General features: G+C 58.5%; 15 protein-coding genes. 13 read left to right on the forward strand and 2 right to left on the reverse strand.

Annotation, left to right across the window (positions count from 1 at the left end; genetic code table 11):
* Positions 1 to 449: 449 nt before the first annotated feature.
* Both TX23_RS08170 and TX23_RS08175 read right to left on the reverse strand, forming a co-directional pair.
* Positions 450 to 1,670 carry a CaiB/BaiF CoA transferase family protein gene (locus TX23_RS08170; protein ID WP_057701765.1) on the reverse strand — a complete coding sequence of 407 codons (1,221 nt, stop codon included), beginning with the start codon at positions 1,668 to 1,670 and terminating at the stop codon, positions 450 to 452.
* 13 nt (positions 1,671 to 1,683) lie between these two features.
* Positions 1,684 to 2,865, reverse strand: a complete 1,182-nt coding sequence (locus TX23_RS08175; RefSeq protein ID WP_057701766.1) for an acyl-CoA dehydrogenase — start codon at positions 2,863 to 2,865, stop codon at positions 1,684 to 1,686.
* A gap of 156 nt (positions 2,866 to 3,021) precedes the next feature.
* Here TX23_RS08175 and TX23_RS08180 point away from each other — a divergent pair, with 156 nt between their 5' ends.
* The 13 genes from TX23_RS08180 (at position 3,022) to TX23_RS08240 (ending at position 17,236) form a co-directional block, all read left to right on the forward strand.
* Positions 3,022 to 3,921: a LysR family transcriptional regulator gene (locus tag TX23_RS08180; RefSeq protein WP_057701767.1), complete on the forward strand. Its 900-nt coding sequence runs from the start codon at positions 3,022 to 3,024 to the stop codon at positions 3,919 to 3,921.
* Positions 3,922 to 4,373: 452 nt separating this feature from the next.
* The gene (locus tag TX23_RS08185) at positions 4,374 to 5,495 is read left to right on the forward strand and encodes a Re/Si-specific NAD(P)(+) transhydrogenase subunit alpha (RefSeq protein ID WP_057701768.1); all 1,122 of its coding nucleotides are present in this window, start codon (positions 4,374 to 4,376) and stop codon (positions 5,493 to 5,495) included.
* 15 nt (positions 5,496 to 5,510) lie between these two features.
* Positions 5,511 to 5,834, forward strand: coding sequence for an NAD(P) transhydrogenase subunit alpha (locus TX23_RS08190; RefSeq protein ID WP_005783507.1), 324 nt, complete (start codon positions 5,511 to 5,513; stop codon positions 5,832 to 5,834).
* Positions 5,834 to 7,270, forward strand: coding sequence for an NAD(P)(+) transhydrogenase (Re/Si-specific) subunit beta (locus TX23_RS08195; RefSeq protein ID WP_057701769.1), 1,437 nt, complete (start codon positions 5,834 to 5,836; stop codon positions 7,268 to 7,270). The genes TX23_RS08190 and TX23_RS08195 overlap by 1 nt, the downstream gene beginning before the upstream one ends.
* 179 nt (positions 7,271 to 7,449) lie before the next feature.
* Entirely contained in the window at positions 7,450 to 8,943 is a 1,494-nt protein-coding gene (locus TX23_RS08200; RefSeq protein WP_057701770.1) for an acetyl-CoA hydrolase/transferase family protein, read from the forward strand.
* Between the two features lie 318 nt (positions 8,944 to 9,261).
* A complete protein-coding gene (locus TX23_RS08205) occupies positions 9,262 to 9,477 on the forward strand; it encodes a DUF1127 domain-containing protein (protein WP_043048367.1) in 216 nt (71 codons plus the stop codon).
* A 329-nt stretch (positions 9,478 to 9,806) separates the two neighbouring features.
* On the forward strand, positions 9,807 to 10,127 hold the full coding sequence (locus tag TX23_RS08210) for a DUF2388 domain-containing protein (protein ID WP_032878532.1): 321 nt from the start codon (positions 9,807 to 9,809) through the stop codon (positions 10,125 to 10,127).
* Positions 10,128 to 10,232: 105 nt separating this feature from the next.
* The gene (locus TX23_RS08215; protein ID WP_057701771.1) at positions 10,233 to 10,541 is read left to right on the forward strand and encodes a DUF2388 domain-containing protein; all 309 of its coding nucleotides are present in this window, start codon (positions 10,233 to 10,235) and stop codon (positions 10,539 to 10,541) included.
* A gap of 26 nt (positions 10,542 to 10,567) precedes the next feature.
* Positions 10,568 to 10,888 (forward strand): DUF2388 domain-containing protein, encoded by a 321-nt coding sequence (locus TX23_RS08220; protein ID WP_057701772.1) that lies wholly within the window; start codon positions 10,568 to 10,570, stop codon positions 10,886 to 10,888.
* The gene (locus TX23_RS08225) at positions 10,885 to 12,846 is read left to right on the forward strand and encodes a DUF7844 domain-containing protein (RefSeq protein ID WP_057701773.1); all 1,962 of its coding nucleotides are present in this window, start codon (positions 10,885 to 10,887) and stop codon (positions 12,844 to 12,846) included. The genes TX23_RS08220 and TX23_RS08225 overlap by 4 nt, the downstream gene beginning before the upstream one ends.
* Before the next feature lie 379 nt (positions 12,847 to 13,225).
* Positions 13,226 to 14,533 carry a CitMHS family transporter gene (locus TX23_RS08230; protein WP_003187405.1) on the forward strand — a complete coding sequence of 436 codons (1,308 nt, stop codon included), beginning with the start codon at positions 13,226 to 13,228 and terminating at the stop codon, positions 14,531 to 14,533.
* Between the two features lie 64 nt (positions 14,534 to 14,597).
* Positions 14,598 to 15,365 carry a TerC family protein gene (locus TX23_RS08235; RefSeq protein ID WP_005783489.1) on the forward strand — a complete coding sequence of 256 codons (768 nt, stop codon included), beginning with the start codon at positions 14,598 to 14,600 and terminating at the stop codon, positions 15,363 to 15,365.
* A gap of 212 nt (positions 15,366 to 15,577) precedes the next feature.
* The gene (locus TX23_RS08240; RefSeq protein WP_057701774.1) at positions 15,578 to 17,236 is read left to right on the forward strand and encodes a Na/Pi cotransporter family protein; all 1,659 of its coding nucleotides are present in this window, start codon (positions 15,578 to 15,580) and stop codon (positions 17,234 to 17,236) included.
* Positions 17,237 to 17,240 lie beyond the last annotated feature (4 nt).

Genomic DNA, 17,240 nt, shown 5'->3' on the forward strand with positions numbered 1-17,240 from the left:
CTCCACAAGCACCCACACGAATTGCTTGATTCAGTTGTTAAAGAGCGGTTGGTTAAGATCTTTCGTCTCAACCGAGGCGCGCATTCTACAGCAGCCTCATTTGCTGTCAAGTGATTATTTTCAGAAGTTTTCGAAGATTTCTTCAACAACTTCAACCACTTGCGCTTAAGATCTCTCCGAAGCGGGAGGCGAATTCTACAGCGTTACACGCTGCTGTCAACACCTCTTTTTCAACTTCCTTTTGGCTTCGATGAACTGAAGCAACCTACTGCCGAAAACCGCGTAACTCATTGTTTACCAAGGAGTTTTCCGTTTCGACTGCGCCGGAAGTGGGGCGAATTATAGGCCTCCAGAATCTGCCGTCAACTTCTAATTTCGTTTTCTTATCAAATAGTTAGGATTGATCAGAAAACGCACAGCAGACACCTCTCTATGATAGAAGAGAGTATTCATATAACCCCGGCTTCCTTTAATACAGCCACATTGGCTGGCGATAGCCCCAGCACCCCTTGCAGCACCTGGAGCGTGTGTTCGCCCAGCAACGGAGGTGCACTGCGATACTCCACGGGCGTCTTCGAAAGCCGGATTGGGCTGGCAACCTGAGGCACCATCCCCGCCAAAGCATGAGGCAACTCTATAGCCAACCCGCGCGCCTTGACGTGCGGATCAGCAAACATCTGCGCCAAATCATTGATCGGCCCGCACGGCACACCGACTTTTTCCAGTTGCGACACCCATTCCGCCGTAGTCCTGAAGACTGTTGCCTGACGAATCAACGGAACCAACGCCGCACGATTGGCAACCCGCATCTTGTTAGTAGAGAACCGCGGATCATCCGCCCACTGCGGCTGCCCGGCCACCTCGGCAAACTTGCGAAACTGCCCGTCATTACCAACCGTCAGGATGAAATCACCATCAGCCGTGGGAAAGTCCTGATACGGCACGATATTCGGATGCGCATTACCCAGGCGCTTTGGCGAAACTCCGGTGGTCAGGTAATTCATTGCCTGATTAGCCAGACAAGCCACCTGCACATCCAGCAGCGCCATATCGATATGCTGCCCACCGCCGTCATGGTCCCGGTGAGCCAACGCGGCCAGGATCGCGACGGTCGAGTAGAGCCCCGTGAGAATATCGGTCAATGCCACGCCAACTTTCACCGGCCCCGCGCCTTCATCACCCTCAGGCCGGCCAGTCAGGCTCATCAACCCACCCAGCCCTTGAATCATGAAGTCATAGCCGGCACGCGCGGCATAAGGCCCGGTCTGACCAAAACCCGTGATTGAGCAGTAGATCAACTCCGGGTTTATCTCCTTTAGCGACTCGTAATCCAGCCCATAAGCTGCCAGACCACCCACTTTGAAGTTCTCGATCAGAATGTCCGACTTGGCCGCCAGATCACGCACCAGCTTCTGCCCTTCAGGCTTAGTGAAGTCGATGGTCACCGACTCTTTATTTCGGTTGGCGGACAGGTAGTACGCCGCCTCACTGGTATTTTCGCCGTACGCGTCCTTGAGGAAAGGCGGCCCCCAGGCGCGTGTGTCATCACCGCAGCCCGGCCTTTCGACCTTGATCACCTCAGCCCCAAGATCCGCGAGAATCTGCCCGGACCAAGGGCCCGCCAGTACTCGTGATAAATCCAGTACCCGCAGATGCGACAGCGCGCCCATGCCCATGCTCCTATTAATAGAACGCCTGAAGACCGGTTTGCGCACGCCCAAGGATCAAGGCATGCACGTCATGGGTCCCTTCATAGGTATTGACCACTTCCAGGTTGACCAAGTGACGCGCCACCCCGAACTCGTCGGAGATGCCGTTGCCGCCCAACATGTCACGGGCCATACGGGCGATGTCCAGGGACTTGCCACACGAGTTACGCTTCATGATCGATGTAATCTCGACCGCTGCAGTCCCCTCGTCTTTCATCCGCCCCAGACGCAGGCAACCTTGCAGCGCCAGGGTGATCTCGGTCTGCATATCGGCCAGCTTCTTCTGGATCAACTGCGTTGCGGCCAATGGTCGACCAAACTGCTGACGATCCAGGGTGTATTGGCGCGCGGTATGCCAGCAGAACTCAGCAGCCCCCAACGCCCCCCAGGAGATACCGTAGCGCGCCGAATTCAGGCAGGTAAAAGGCCCTTTCAAGCCACGCACATCCGGGAAAATGTTCTCTTCGGGTACAAACACGTTATCCATGACTATTTCGCCGGTAACGGACGCTCGCAGGCCGACCTTGCCGTGAATCGCCGGGGCGCTCAGGCCCTTCCAGCCTTTTTCCAGGACGAACCCACGGATATCGCCTGCATCGTCCTTGCCCCACACCACAAATACATCAGCGATCGGGCTGTTGGTGATCCACATCTTCGCGCCGGTCAGGCTGTAGCCGCCATCTACCTTTCGCGCACGGGTAATCATCGCGCCCGGATCAGAGCCATGGTTGGGTTCGGTGAGCCCGAAACAGCCAATCCATTCGCCGGACGCCAATTTCGGCAGGTATTTTTGTTTTTGCGCTTCGGTGCCGAATTCATTGATCGGCACCATGACCAGTGACGACTGAACACTCATCATCGAACGATAGCCGGAGTCGACACGCTCTACCTCACGCGCAATCAGCCCGTAGCTGACGTAGTTCAAGCCGCTGCCACCGTACTGCTCGGGAATCATCGCGCCCAGCAAACCGGTCTCTCCCATCTCACGGAAGATAGCGGGATCGGTCTTTTCATGACGGAAGGCTTCAAGCACGCGAGGAGCCAGCTTGTCCTGAGCAAACTGCTCGGCGCTGTCACGCACCATGCGCTCTTCTTCGGTGAGCTGTTGATCCAGCAGCAGTGGATCGATCCAGTTGAAGCTTGCCTTGCCAGCCATGAATAAGTCCTCGCGGATAAAAACAGAAGTCGTGATTCAGACTAGGCCGGGCACGCGCAGAGGGCAAACGAGGTTTCTGCATAGGGTTGTGCTAATTTCTCACTTCGTAACACTCAAAAAGCCCAGAAACACGCCTTATCTGTGAGGGCAACGTACATGCGCAGGAAAATCCCAAGCACCACCGCGCTTATCAGCTTCGAAGCGGCAGCCCGTCACGAAAGCTTCACCAAGGCGGCGCAGGAGCTTTCCATCACCCAGGGCGCCATCTGTCGACAGATCGCCAGCCTGGAGGAGTTTTTAAGTGTCGAACTGTTTCGCCGTTCGCGTCGCGGGGTGAAGCTGACAGAGGCAGGGCTTTCTTATAGCCGCAGAGTTGCCACACAATTGGACGCCGTAGAGCGCGATACCTTGTCGGTCATGGGCCAGCAGGGCGCCAACGCCATCGAGCTGGCGGTGGTACCGACCTTCGGCACGCAATGGCTGATTCCACGCCTCAAGGACTTCCAGGACCGGCACCCGGAGGTGACGGTGAACCTGACCAATCGGACACGCCCGTTCCTGTTCGCCGACACGGCGTTCGACGCCGCGATCTACTTCGGCGACGCCGACTGGTCCGGCACAGAGTCACACCGGCTGATGGGAGAGAACCCTGTCCCGGTGTGCAGCCCACGCTTACTTGGAGACCGCGCGCACTTCACCCCTCAAGAGATCGCCGAACTGCCACTGCTACAACAGACCACCCGCCCCTATGCCTGGCGTCAGTGGTTCAACGCGCAGCAGCTGAGCCTGCCTCGCGACATGACAGGCCCTCGATACGAGCTATTCTCGATGTTGTCCCAAGCGGCCATGCATGACATGGGCATCGCACTGATACCTCCCTTCCTCATCCAGCGCGAACTGAAGGAGAAGCGACTAGTGATCGCGAGCACCGAAACGCTAAGCAGCGAAAAGGCTTACTACCTCATGATTCCCGATAAAAAGGTCGAATCGGCTTCGCTGCACGCCTTCAGAGACTGGCTGATTGAGCAGTCAAAACGCTATAGCCCTAGCATTTAAAGGACAAACTCCAATTACTGACCTTGTAGTCAGTTTATTTTTAATCCTACAGATATACGTATATGTCGCATTTAAACAGTCTGTACCGGTCGAGCAAAAATAAGGCTCAAGGCCATGATTTACATGGCGTGTAGCGACTATTAACAACCTATAAGCGACCATTCACAACGACCATTGAAAAAGAGCCGATAAACACCATACCCCCTTTAAAGGCTTGTATTTAAAGCGGTTATTTCCGAGCATTGCGACAATCAGTCACAGGGTGACTTGTAGTTAATTTTTCGTCACCCGTCATAATCTCTTGAAGGCCGTAAAGTTCGCCTGCAAAATGCCGCGCCCCGCTGTCATTTCAGCGGGATCGTGCTGATCGGTCGCCCCAGTTGCGCCACTCGCGGTGCACTGGCCTTTTTACAAAAAGATCAAAAGCAAAAAGATCATGCAGGAGATTTGACGTGCACATTGGTGTTCCTCTCGAAACCCAGACCGGTGAAACGCGGGTGGCTGCCACCCCGGAAACCATCAAGAAACTGATCGGCCAGGGCCATAAGGTCACTGTACAAAGCGGCGCAGGCATCAACGCCAGCATCGTCAACAGTGCTTATGAAACGGCAGGCGCAACCATTGGCAGTGCCAGCGATGCGTTCGGTGCCGAGCTGATCCTCAAGGTGGTGGCCCCCAACGACAGCGAACTGGCGCTGATCAAAAGCGGCACCGTATTGGTGGGCATGCTCAATCCGTTCAGCAACGAAACCATCGCCAAGCTTGCCGAACACGGCATCACCGCCTTCGCCCTCGAAGCCGCGCCGCGCACCTCCCGGGCCCAAAGCCTCGACGTGCTGTCTTCGCAAGCCAACATCGCCGGTTACAAGGCTGTGTTGCTGGCCGCTCATCACTACCCGCGCTTCATGCCAATGCTGATGACCGCCGCCGGCACTGTAAAAGCTGCGCGCGTGTTGATCCTTGGCGCCGGTGTGGCGGGGCTGCAAGCCATCGCTACGGCAAAACGCCTGGGCGCGGTCATCGAAGCGTCCGACGTCCGTCCGGCGGTGAAAGAGCAAATCGAATCCCTGGGCGCCAAGTTCGTCGACGTTCCCTACGAAACCGATGAAGAGCGTGAATGCGCCGTCGGTGTCGGCGGCTACGCGCGCCCGATGCCCACCAGCTGGATGCAGCGCCAGGCCCTGGCCGTGCACGAACGCGCCAAGCAGGCCGACATCGTTATCACCACCGCACTGATCCCCGGCCGCAAGGCGCCGACCCTGCTTAGCGCCGATACCGTCGCGCAGATGAAACCCGGCTCGGTGGTCATTGACCTCGCAGCAGCCCAGGGTGGCAACTGCCCACTGACCGTTGCCGACCAGGTCGTGGTGGAAAACGGTGTGATCATCTGCGGCCCGACCAATCTGGCAGGCGCTGTCGCCGCCGATGCTTCGGCCTTGTACGCGCGTAACCTGCTGGACTTCCTGAAGCTGGTCTTCACCAAGGAAGGGCAGTTTGAAATCAACCTCGAAGACGACATCGTCGCCGCGTGCCTGATGTGCCGCGACGGCCAAGTCATCCGCAAAAACGCCTAAGCAGGGATTCAGACGATGGAAGAGCTTATCTCCCCCGGTATCTACAACCTGATCATCTTTGTGCTGGCGATTTATGTCGGTTACCACGTGGTCTGGAACGTTACCCCCGCGCTGCATACGCCGTTAATGGCAGTAACAAACGCAATTTCCGCGATCGTGATCGTGGGCGCCATGCTGGCCGCTGCACTCACCGTGACGCCATTGGGCAAAACGATGGGCACTCTGGCGGTAGCGCTGGCTGCGGTTAACGTGTTCGGCGGTTTCCTGGTTACGCGTAGGATGCTTGAGATGTTCAAGAAGAAAGCGCCCAAAGCTGTGAAAGAAGAGGTGCAGAAGTAATGAGCATGAATCTGGTGACGACGCTCTACCTGATCGCGTCGATCTGCTTCATCCAGGCCCTCAAAGGCCTGTCGCACCCCACCACCTCCCGACGCGGCAACCTGTTCGGCATGCTCGGCATGGCGCTGGCGGTGCTAACCACCGTCGGCCTGATCTACAAGCTCGGCGCGGAGCTGGCGACAGCCGGCATCGGCTACGTCATCGTCGGCCTGCTGGTCGGCGGCACCGCCGGCTCGATCATGGCCAAGCGTGTAGAGATGACCAAGATGCCGGAGCTGGTGGCGTTCATGCACAGCATGATCGGCCTGGCAGCGGTGTTTATCGCAATTGCAGCGGTCGTCGAGCCGCAATCCCTGGGCATCGTCAAACACCTGGGCGACTCGATCCCGGCCGGTAACCGCCTGGAGCTGTTCCTCGGTGCCGCCATCGGTGCTATCACCTTCTCCGGCTCGGTGATCGCGTTCGGCAAGCTGTCGGGCAAGTACAAGTTCCGCCTGTTCCAGGGCGCACCGGTACAGTTTGGTGGGCAACACAAACTGAACCTGGTGCTCGGCCTGGCCACCCTGGGCCTGGGCCTGGCGTTCATGTTCACCGGCAACCTCACTGCGTTCGCACTGATGCTGGCCTTGGCCTTCGTGCTGGGCGTGCTGATCATCATCCCGATCGGCGGGGCAGACATGCCGGTAGTGGTATCGATGCTCAACAGTTATTCCGGCTGGGCAGCGGCAGGCATTGGCTTCTCGCTGAACAACTCGATGCTGATCATCGCCGGCTCCCTGGTCGGCTCCAGCGGCGCGATCCTGTCTTACATCATGTGCAAGGCGATGAACCGCTCCTTCTTTAATGTACTGCTGGGCGGTTTCGGCAATGCGCCAGACGCCGGCGCAGCAGCCGGCTCTAAAGAAGCGCGCCCGGTGAAGTCCGGCTCTGCCGACGACGCTACCTTCCTGCTGACCAACGCCGACACGGTCATCATCGTGCCGGGCTATGGCTTGGCCGTTGCGCGGGCACAACACGCGCTTAAAGAGCTGACCGAAAAGCTCACCCATCGCGGGGTCACCGTGAAGTACGCGATCCACCCGGTGGCGGGCCGTATGCCTGGGCATATGAACGTGCTGCTGGCCGAGGCTGAAGTGCCTTACGACCAGGTGTTCGAGATGGAAGACATCAACTCCGAGTTCGGCCAGGCCGACGTGGTGCTGGTGTTGGGCGCCAACGACGTGGTCAACCCGGCGGCCAAGAACGATCCAAACTCACCGATTGCCGGTATGCCGATTCTCGAAGCGTTCAAGGCCAAGACCATCATCGTCAACAAGCGCTCGATGGCCAGCGGCTATGCCGGCCTGGATAACGAGCTGTTTTACCTGGACAAGACCATGATGGTCTTCGGTGATGCCAAAAAGGTCATCGAAGATATGGTCAAAGCCGTCGAATAACACTGCGCCAGCGCAATACCCGAAACCCTGGCCTCCAGTAGGCTGGGGTTTTTTATTAGCGGATGAAACCCGACCAAAGGCTCTAAATCGCCACCTGGCATTCGACCATGGTAGCGGGCCGAAACTTTTTGAAATCACTACACTGCCCACCTTGCTTCCGTAGCCTGAGATAACAATTCATGTACCGTGATCGTATCCGCTTGCCTTCGTTGTTGAACAAGGTCATGAGCGCGGCAGACGCCGCCGCACTGATCGAGGACGGCATGACCGTCGGCATGAGCGGCTTCACCCGTGCCGGTGAAGCCAAGGCCGTCCCCCACGCCCTGGCCGAACGCGCCAAGACTTCGCCCCTCAAAATCACGCTGATGACCGGCGCCAGCCTGGGCAACGACCTGGACAAGCAACTGACCGAAGCTGGCGTACTGTCGCGACGCATGCCGTTTCAAGTCGACAGCACCCTGCGCAAGGCAATCAATGCCGGCGAGGTGATGTTTATCGACCAGCACCTGTCGGAAACCGTCGAACAGCTGCGCAACAATCAGCTCAAGTTGCCGGATATTGCGGTCATCGAAGCGGTCGCCATCACTGAACAAGGGCACATCGTGCCTACCACCTCCGTGGGCAACTCAGCCAGCTTTGCAATTTTTGCCAAGCATGTGATCGTCGAGATCAACCTCGCGCACAATCCGAACCTGGAAGGGCTGCACGACATCTATATTCCGACCTATCGGCCGACGCGCACGCCGATCCCGCTGGTGAAAGTCGACGACCGCATTGGCAGCGCTGCGATTCCGATCCCGCCGGAGAAAATCGTCGCCATCGTGATCACCAACCAGGCTGACTCTGCCTCAACCGTGACGCCGCCCGATGATGACACTCAAGGCATCGCCAACCACTTGATCAACTTCCTTAAGCAGGAAGTAGACGCCGGTCGCATGACCAACAAGCTTGGCCCGCTGCAAGCCGGGATCGGCAACATTGCCAACGCGGTGATGTGTGGCTTGATCGACTCGCCCTTCGAAGACCTGACGATGTACTCCGAAGTGCTGCAGGATTCGACATTCGACCTGATCGACGCCGGCAAGCTGAGCTTCGCTTCCGGCAGCTCGATTACCTTGTCGGAGCGCCGCAATGCCGATGTTTTCGGCAACCTGGAGCACTACAAGGACAAACTGGTGCTGCGTCCACAGGAAATCTCCAACCATCCTGAAGTGGTACGCCGCCTGGGCATCATCGGTATCAACACCGCACTGGAGTTCGATATCTACGGCAACGTCAACTCCACCCACGTTTGCGGCACGCGGATGATGAATGGCATTGGCGGCTCCGGGGATTTCGCGCGCAACGCGCACCTGGCAATCTTCGTCACCAAGTCGATCGCCAAGGGCGGCGCGATTTCCAGCGTGGTGCCGATGGTCAGCCATGTGGACCATACCGAACATGACGTGGACATTCTCGTGACCGAAGTGGGCTTGGCCGATCTGCGGGGCCTGGCACCGCGGGAACGTGCACGGGTGATCATCGACAACTGTGTGCACCCGGCCTACCGCGACGCGCTCAATACCTACTTCGAAGCAGCCTGCGCAATCGGTGGGCACACGCCACATATTCTGCGCCAGGCACTGAGTTGGCACATCAACCTGGAAGAAACCGGGCATATGCTCAAGGCTTGATGAATACAGATCCGGGCTGATGCAACTACAGTTTCATCAGCTCGATCGACCAATCGGCACAAATAGCAAAAACTGTACTACTGTACCGCTCCATTCCTACCGAAATATCCCACACCTCGCCTTGAAACCGGTCATTTCGCACCTTTTAGGTGCGCACAGGTACAGTTGCCCCATTTCCGTACCGTACAGCCGCATTAAACAGTTAACTGGCCCCTCACAATACAGGTGAACTGTATCTAGAGAGTCTTGTGCTGGAAGAGGATCATTGGCATCAGTTAAACCACTACCTAATCCCGCCACAAGCGGAAGGATGTCATCATGGAACGTACACTCAGTTCCGAACTGTTCTTCGAAGATAAAGCTGTAAACACTAACGCTTCCCTGCCTTTGCGCGTTCTCGCCAACCTGATGTTGTGGCAGCGCCGCATTTCCAGCCGCCACCAGTTGGCTCGCCTGGATTCGCGTCTGCTGGCTGACGCCGGTATCAGCGAAGCTCAACGCTACGAAGAGCTGAGCAAGCCGTTCTGGCGCTAAGCAGCGCCCGCTGGCCCTGACCCGTCGGGTCCACCGCCAGCACTCTGATTTGTCAAAACAAAGCCCGCCCCGGGTAACCGGAGGCGGGCTTTGTTGTTTCTGTGCAAAGGGCATTGAATCAGTACAGATTGCGCGGACAGGTACAGTTTTAATAGCGTTACAATTAACCAGTACAGTTAAATTACAGGCTTCCTGTTGCAACGGCGCGAGCCTAATATCCACCCACCACGTGGCGAACCCTGTAGAGCGAGCGTCTGATGCTCAACAGTCCCAGTCCGTTTAACTGTGGCCGCTTCGCGCCACCTTATTTCGTCTACAGGAGTTATCCCATGTCCCGTCTTCGCCTGCTGTGCACTGCCGCTGTGCTGACCCTGGCCGCTAACGCCAACGCGAGCAGCTTCATCATGACCACCGACTCGATCGTCGGCGCCCTGAAAGCCACTTCCGATGCTACCTCCGATGCGACGTCCTCGTTGCGCGACAACAAGGTAGTCCAGGCCGCCCGTGATGACGCCGCCAGCTTTGTCGCCAGCGAAGGTGCTATCCGTGGCGTGAAACTGGAAAGCGCCCTGGCTCACATCCGCCAGCAAGCTCCGCAACTGGCCATCGCTACCGATGCACAGCTGGCACAGGCAATCCTGGCGATCTGATCGGCGGCAACAGACGGGAGCGCCAGCCGCTCCCGGATGCCTCGGCGCTGGCCCTCGCCCGGCCATTGCGCTAGCCTTGGCGCTCGTTTTCAGTTGTCGAGTCCCATGTTTTTTTCATACCGCCTGTTGATTGTTCCCGTACTGTTTTGCGCCTGCTGGTCACCCTTGGTTTCGGCCCTGGACGTGTCCACCCAGAGCTCCGTCGTCAGCGTGTACGCCACCGGCAAGGTGACCTCTGCGCCGTTCGACAACAAGTTGGTCATGGCCGCCCAGGATGATGCTGCCGCATTTATTGCCACTGATGGTCAATGGCGGGGCGCGCGCCTGGAGTCTGCGCTGGATTATCTGCGCCGCAGCCAGCCAAAACTTCATGCGAGCGACCTTGAACTGGCGCGAGCAATTCTCGTCCAATAGCTATCTTTGTATTTCGGAGTCACTCGATGCGTAGCCCGCTGATCGTCGCCGCCCTCGGCCTGCTGTTTTTGGCCGATGTCGCCCAGGCGCAAACCTTGAAAGCCACCAGCAATATCATTGTGCGTGCATCGGCGCGCACCATTGATTTCACCTCGGACACCACCACTTCCATCCGCGACTCCAAAATAGTGCGCGAAGCCCACGATGATGCCGCCAGCTTCGTCGCCACCAATGGCGAGATCCGTGGTGCCCAGCTGGAAGCCGCGTTCGATACCCTTCGCACCCGCGTGCCAGAAGCCCGTGATGCCAGCGACCAGACCCTCGCCGAAGCTATCCTCGCTCTGTGAGGCGCATCAAAACATGGCTCTTGGCCGGGGCTGTGCTGCTGTGTGCAACTACAGCCCAGGCCAGCCTGCAACTGCGGCTCAAAACCGACGGTTTGAGCCCGGCCGAACAACAGGCCAGCCAGGCATTGCTCGATGAAGCGCTGCACGCCTTGCCGCCACGTTTTGTCGAGCAACTGGATCGGCGCATTGATGTCGGCTGGACCGACAAAATGCCTGAAAATGCCTACGGCCAGGCCTCCCTGGTGTCCGAACTGGACCTTAACCAGAACCTGCTCGCCAGCCTGACCGACGGCAGTGCCGCCACTCACAAAACCAATCGACCTCACGGCACAGTGCGCAAGGAATTGCTCGCCACCGTGCTGCATGAGCTGACCCACATCTACGACCGGGCACGCCTGTGGCCCAAAGACGAGCGCGCACTGATCCAGCGTTGCAGTCGCCAGAACAGCATCACCGGCTTGATCGGCCTGCCCGATCAATGCCGTGGCCAGAACGACCGGCGCTTTACCCTCAGTGATGACCCACGCCTGCTGGACCTCGCCGGCTGGCCACAATACGTCGGCCGCCGCGGCGAGCGCGAGCAGCACAACAATCAAGTGGTGCGCAGCCCGGACATCTACGAAACCACCAGCCCGTTGGAGTTTGTGGCGGTCAACATGGAGTACTTCCTCCTGGACCCCAGCTACGCCTGCCGACGCCCCGCGCTGTTCCGCTATTACAAAGAACATTTCGGCTGGGCACCGCCCGAACAGCAAGCCTGTGCCAAGACCTACCCCTTCCTGAACGCCGGCAACGACTTCGCCAAAACGCCACTGGGGCAAATTGATCCGGAGCGGGTGTACGAAATCGACTACCTGCTCGCCGAAGCCAACCAAAACCTGGTGAGCCGCTGGGGCCATAGCATGTTGCGCCTGGTGATCTGCGCGCCTGGTCGCCCGCGTGGCCCCGATTGTCGACTGGATCTGGACCGCCACCTGGTGCTGTCCTACCGCGCCTTCGTCGGTGACGTACAGCTGTCGAGCTGGGATGGCCTGGTGGGCAAGTACCCGTCACGGCTGTTTGTACTGCCCCTGGCTCAGGTCATCGATGAATACACCAAGACAGAATTGCGTGGCCTGGCGTCTGTGCCGCTGAAGCTTAGCCGCCAGGAAATCAACGACACCGTCGAACATGCTGCCCAGATGCACTGGAGCTATGACGGCAACTACTTCTTTATCTCCAACAACTGCGCGGTCGAAAGCCTGAAACTGTTACGCAGTGGCAGCGCCAACCCGCAATTGACCGGCCTGGACAACATCACGCCCAACGGTTTGCTGGAAGTGCTCAGCGCCCGCGGGCTCGCCGATACCAGCGTATTGAATGACAAGCGCGAGGCGTTGCGCCTGGGGTATCACTTCGACTCGTTCCGCGAACGCTACCAGGCGATGTTCGATGTGCTGCGCAAGCGTCTGCCGATCAAGCAGACCCAGGTCGAAGACTGGCTGGCGCTGGATGCGCAAGCGCGCCGCCAGTGGTTCAGCCAGGCCGACCTGCGCACCAGCGCTGCGTTGTTGTTGCTTGAACAAGCCAGCTATCGCAAGCAACTGATGCTCGCCCAGGACGAAGTCAAACAGCGCTATCTCAATGCCCGCGAGCTGAAAAACGGCGGCATGGAGAAGGCCAACAACACGCTGCAGCAAATTCTCGCCAACAGCGGCTTCCTGAGTCGCCCGGCCGAGTTGCTGGACAGTGGAGGTTATGGCCTGCCACAGCCTTCGGAAGCCAAGCGCCTGGAATCAGAAAGCGCCGAACGTCAAAAGCAGTTGCAATCGTTGACCGGCGAGCTGGATAAGGAGGTGAGGGCGCTGCTCGATCCGGCCCGTGCTGCCGAGATTGCCGCCAGTGAAGCCAACCTCAAGCAAATCGGTGAACACCTACGAGCGCTGCATAAAGCCGCCGGTGGCCTCGAACTCCCCTGAATTTTGTTAGCCACCACCTTGCAAATGTGGGAGCTGGCTCGCCTGCGATGACAGTGGCACAGCCATGAAAGATATTGGCTGACACACCGCTATCGCAGGCAAGCCAGCTCCCACATTTTGTTCTGCGTCAACCTGAAGAACGGGTGCATACCCTTCATCAGCTGTTTTCTCAGCGAAAGCTGGCTGAAAGCTTACCCGTCTAGGATCGCCCCAACTGCCGGCAACAGACCGGCTGTAAACAACAACAATGGTGATTCCCGATGTCCGCTCGTACCCGCCTGTTCGCACCCACTCCGCCCGTAAGCCTCGTGCCTTTCGTTCTGCGCTGACCTTCACCCGGTTCGCCATTCCCTAGCCGCGCTACGCCTGGAGTATTCCTATGCTGACTTTCCTTGGCTTTGCCATGGTCATCACGTTCATGTTCCTGATCATGACCAAGCGCCTGTCTGCGCTGATCGCCTTGATCATCGTGCCCATCCTGTTTGCGCTGTTCGGCGGTTTCGCACCGAAGATCGGCCCGATGATGCTCGAAGGCATCACCAAGCTCGCGCCGACCGGCGTGATGCTGATGTTCGCCATTCTCTACTTCGCCTTGATGATCGACTCCGGCCTGTTCGACCCGGCCGTGCGCAAGATCCTCAAGATGGTCAAGGGCGACCCGCTGAAAGTCTCGGTCGGCACTGCCGTGCTGGCGTTGGTGGTGTCCCTGGACGGTGACGGCGCCACTACCTACATGATCTGCGTCGCCGCCATGCTGCCGCTGTACCAGCGTATCGGCATGAGCCCGCGGATCATGGCCGGCCTGATCATTCTCGCCGGTGGCGTGATGAACATGACGCCCTGGGGTGGCCCGACGGCGCGTGCTGCCAGTGCGTTGCATGTGGATCCGTCCGACATCTTCGTACCGATGATCCCGGCCATGGCCGCCGGTGTGGTGGCGATCCTGGTGATTGCCTACATGTACGGCAAGCGCGAGCGTGCACGCCTGGGCGAACTGCACCTGCAAGGCGACGAGATCGACCACAGCGAAATCAGCGTGTCGCAATTCCCCGACGCCCGCCGCCCAAAACTGATCTGGTTCAACGGCGCCCTGACGCTGGCCCTGATGTGCACCCTGATTGCCGGCCTGTTGCCGCTGCCGGTGCTGTTCATGGTGGCGTTCAGTATCGCCATGATCGTCAACTACCCGTGCCTGCAGCAACAAAAGGACCGCGTCGCGGCTCACGCCGGTAGCGTATTGGCGGTGGTGGGCTTGATCTTCGCCGCCGGTATCTTCACAGGCATCCTGTCGGGCACCGGCATGGTCGACGCCATGTCCAAGAGCCTGTTGGCGGTCATCCCGGAAGCCATGGGCCCGTACCTGGCAGTGATCACTGCGCTGGTGAGCATGCCGTTCACCTTCTTCATGTCCAACGATGCCTTCTACTACGGCGTACTGCCGGTATTGGCCGAAGCCGCCAGCCACTACGGCATCACTGCAGTAGAAATGGCCCGCGCATCGATCGTCGGGCAACCCGTACACCTGCTCAGCCCGCTGGTACCCTCGACGTACTTGCTGGTGGCACTGGCAGGCATCGAATTCGGCGATCACCAGCGCTTCACCTTGAAGTGGGCAGTGCTGGTATGCCTGTGCATAATGTTCGCCGCATTGCTGATGGGGATTTTTCCGCTGTTCAGCACTCTATAATCGTACTGACTCACCGCGCGGCGCTACAGCTTGCGCGGTTTAACACTTGCTTAAAGGAATACACATGGAATGGCTGACCAATCCGGAAATCTGGATTGCCTTCTTCACCCTGACGGCTCTCGAGATCGTCCTGGGCATCGATAACATCATCATGATTTCGATCCTGGTCAGCCGCATGCCCAAGCATATGCAGGCGCGCACCCGGATCTTCGGCCTGGCACTGGCCATGGTCACGCGCATCCTGTTGCTGCTGTCGATCACCTGGGTGATGCAACTGACCGCCGACCTGTTCGTGGTGTTTGGCCAGGGCATCTCCGGTCGTGACCTGATCCTGTTCTTCGGTGGCCTGTTCCTGCTGTGGAAAAGCTCCCAGGAGATGTACCACGCTCTGGAAGGTGAAGACGAAACCAACGACGAGCCCAAAGGCGCCGGCGGCAAGTTCATCTACACCATCATCCAGATTGCCATCATCGATATCGTGTTCTCCCTGGACTCGGTGATCACCGCCGTCGGCATGGTTTCCCATGTGCCGGTGATGGTGGCTGCAATCGTCGTGGCCGTACTGGTGATGATGCTGGCCGCCGGCACCATCAGCGAGTTCATCGACAAGCACCCGTCGCTGAAAATGCTGGCGCTGTCGTTCCTGCTGGTGGTGGGTACCGTGCTGATCGCCGAATCCTTCGACGTGCACGTGCCAAAAGGCTACGTCTACTTCGCCATGGCGTTCTCGCTGGCAGTGGAAGCGGTCAACATCAAAATGCGGACCGCCATCGCGAAAAAGAAGAAGCAACAGGATCCAGTGAAACTGCGTAAAGATATTCCGGGTCAATAAACCTGACCCGCTGCTGAAATGGGGCGCTTGCGCCCCATTTTTTCGTCTGTCAAAAAGTTGATTTCATGACAGTTTTGTTTCAATCCCGAGTTTAGCTATGCGATGCTGGCGCAGAGCCCATTCGCCAACTACAGCTTAAGTACAAGACGTAGAACGGCACGCGGTAACTTTACTTCGCTCCTATTGGAGCGCACCCACACGGGGGGCCGAGCATGCTGACCTTGCTCAATCTGCTTTCCGCCGTGACCCTGCTGATCTGGGGCACGCACATCGTCCGAACCGGCATCCTGCGGGTCTACGGTTCCAACTTGCGCCAAGTCATCGGGCAGAACATGTCCAAGCGCTGGCTGGCCTTTATCGCCGGGATCCTGGTGACCGCCATGGTGCAAAGCAGCAACGCCACGGCGATGCTGGTCACGTCCTTTGTCGGCCAGGGGTTGATGAGCCTTACGCCGGCCTTGGCCACCATGCTGGGCGCCGACGTCGGTACCGCACTGATGGCGCGGGTGCTGACCTTCGACTTGTCCTGGCTGTCGCCGCTGCTGATCTTTCTCGGGGTGATTTTCTTCCTGTCGCGAAAACAGACGCGTGCAGGGCAGTTGGGCCGGGTAGGGATCGGTCTTGGGCTGATCATTCTCGCGCTGCAATTGATCGTTGAAGCCGCCGGGCCCATCACCCATGCCCAGGGCGTCAAGGTGATCTTCGCCTCGCTGACCGGCGATATTTTGCTCGACGCCCTGGTCGGGGCACTGTTCGCGATGATTTCCTACTCCAGCCTCGCCGCCGTGCTGCTCACGGCCACCCTGGCCGGCGCCGGCGTGATCGGTTTGCACGTGGCCATCGGCCTGGTGATCGGCGCCAATATCGGCAGCGGTGTGCTGGCATTTCTAAGCACCAGCATGCAAAACACTGCCGGTCGCCAAGTGGCCCTGGGGAGCCTGTTGTACAAACTGATCGGCCTGTTGCTGATCATTCCAGTGCTTGACCCGCTCGTAGGCTGGATGGACGGCCTGGACTACAGCGCCCAAGGCATGGTCATCACCTTTCACCTGCTCTACAACGTCACGCGCTGCTTGATTCTGTTGCCCACCATTGGCCCTATGGCGCGGCTGTGCGCCTGGCTGTTGCCCGAGCGCGAAGAAACCAATGGCAAGGCCAAACCACGCCACCTCGACCTGGCCGCACTCACCACGCCGAGCCTGGCCTTAGCCAACGCCGCGCGAGAAACCCTGCGCCTGGGTGACCTGATCGACAATATGCTCACCTCCATGCAGGAGGTGCTGCGCGGTAATCAAACCGCAATCACCCAGCAAATGCGCAGCCTCAGCGATGATGTCGAGGCGCTCTACAGCGCGATCAAACTCTACCTGGCGCAAATGCCCCGTGAAGATCTGAGCGAACAAGACAACCGCCGCTGGGCGGAGATCATCGAGTTGTCGATCAACTTAAAACTGGCGGGTGACTTGATCGAACGCATGTTGCGCAAGGTCCAGCAGCAGAAAACCTCGCAGCGACGGCAGTTTTCCGAAGTGGGCCTGGAAGAACTCAGCGGTTTGCACAGCCAGTTGATCTCCAACCTGCGCCTGGGTCTGTCGGTGTTCCTCAGCGGTGACCCGGAAAGCGCTCGCCAATTGCTGCGTGAAAAGCGCCGCTTCCGCGCCCAGGAACGTCGCCTGGCTCACGCCCATGTCAGCCGCCTGCAGCGCAAGATCGTACAGAGCCTGGAAACCAGCTCCCTGCACCTGGAGCTGATCGCCGACATGAAACGCTTGAACTCGTTGTTTTGCAGCAGCGCTTATGTAGTCTTGGAAACGTCCGACACTGGCGCACTCTCCACCGAAGATATTGCCGACATCACCCATTCGCCCTGAACGT

The sequence above is a fragment of the Pseudomonas paralactis genome, assembly GCF_001439735.1.
Lineage (GTDB): Bacteria > Pseudomonadota > Gammaproteobacteria > Pseudomonadales > Pseudomonadaceae > Aquipseudomonas > Aquipseudomonas paralactis.

Coding starts and splice junctions, on each gene's coding strand:
- TX23_RS08170 (WP_057701765.1), bottom strand. CDS start 1,670: ATGGGCGCGCTGTCGCATCTGCGGGTACTGGATTTATCACGAGTACTG.
- TX23_RS08175 (WP_057701766.1), bottom strand. CDS start 2,865: ATGGCTGGCAAGGCAAGCTTCAACTGGATCGATCCACTGCTGCTGGAT.
- TX23_RS08180 (WP_057701767.1), top strand. CDS start 3,022: ATGCGCAGGAAAATCCCAAGCACCACCGCGCTTATCAGCTTCGAAGCG.
- TX23_RS08190 (WP_005783507.1), top strand. CDS start 5,511: ATGGAAGAGCTTATCTCCCCCGGTATCTACAACCTGATCATCTTTGTG.
- TX23_RS08195 (WP_057701769.1), top strand. CDS start 5,834: ATGAGCATGAATCTGGTGACGACGCTCTACCTGATCGCGTCGATCTGC.
- TX23_RS08200 (WP_057701770.1), top strand. CDS start 7,450: ATGTACCGTGATCGTATCCGCTTGCCTTCGTTGTTGAACAAGGTCATG.
- TX23_RS08205 (WP_043048367.1), top strand. CDS start 9,262: ATGGAACGTACACTCAGTTCCGAACTGTTCTTCGAAGATAAAGCTGTA.
- TX23_RS08210 (WP_032878532.1), top strand. CDS start 9,807: ATGTCCCGTCTTCGCCTGCTGTGCACTGCCGCTGTGCTGACCCTGGCC.
- TX23_RS08215 (WP_057701771.1), top strand. CDS start 10,233: ATGTTTTTTTCATACCGCCTGTTGATTGTTCCCGTACTGTTTTGCGCC.
- TX23_RS08220 (WP_057701772.1), top strand. CDS start 10,568: ATGCGTAGCCCGCTGATCGTCGCCGCCCTCGGCCTGCTGTTTTTGGCC.
- TX23_RS08230 (WP_003187405.1), top strand. CDS start 13,226: ATGCTGACTTTCCTTGGCTTTGCCATGGTCATCACGTTCATGTTCCTG.
- TX23_RS08235 (WP_005783489.1), top strand. CDS start 14,598: ATGGAATGGCTGACCAATCCGGAAATCTGGATTGCCTTCTTCACCCTG.
- TX23_RS08240 (WP_057701774.1), top strand. CDS start 15,578: ATGCTGACCTTGCTCAATCTGCTTTCCGCCGTGACCCTGCTGATCTGG.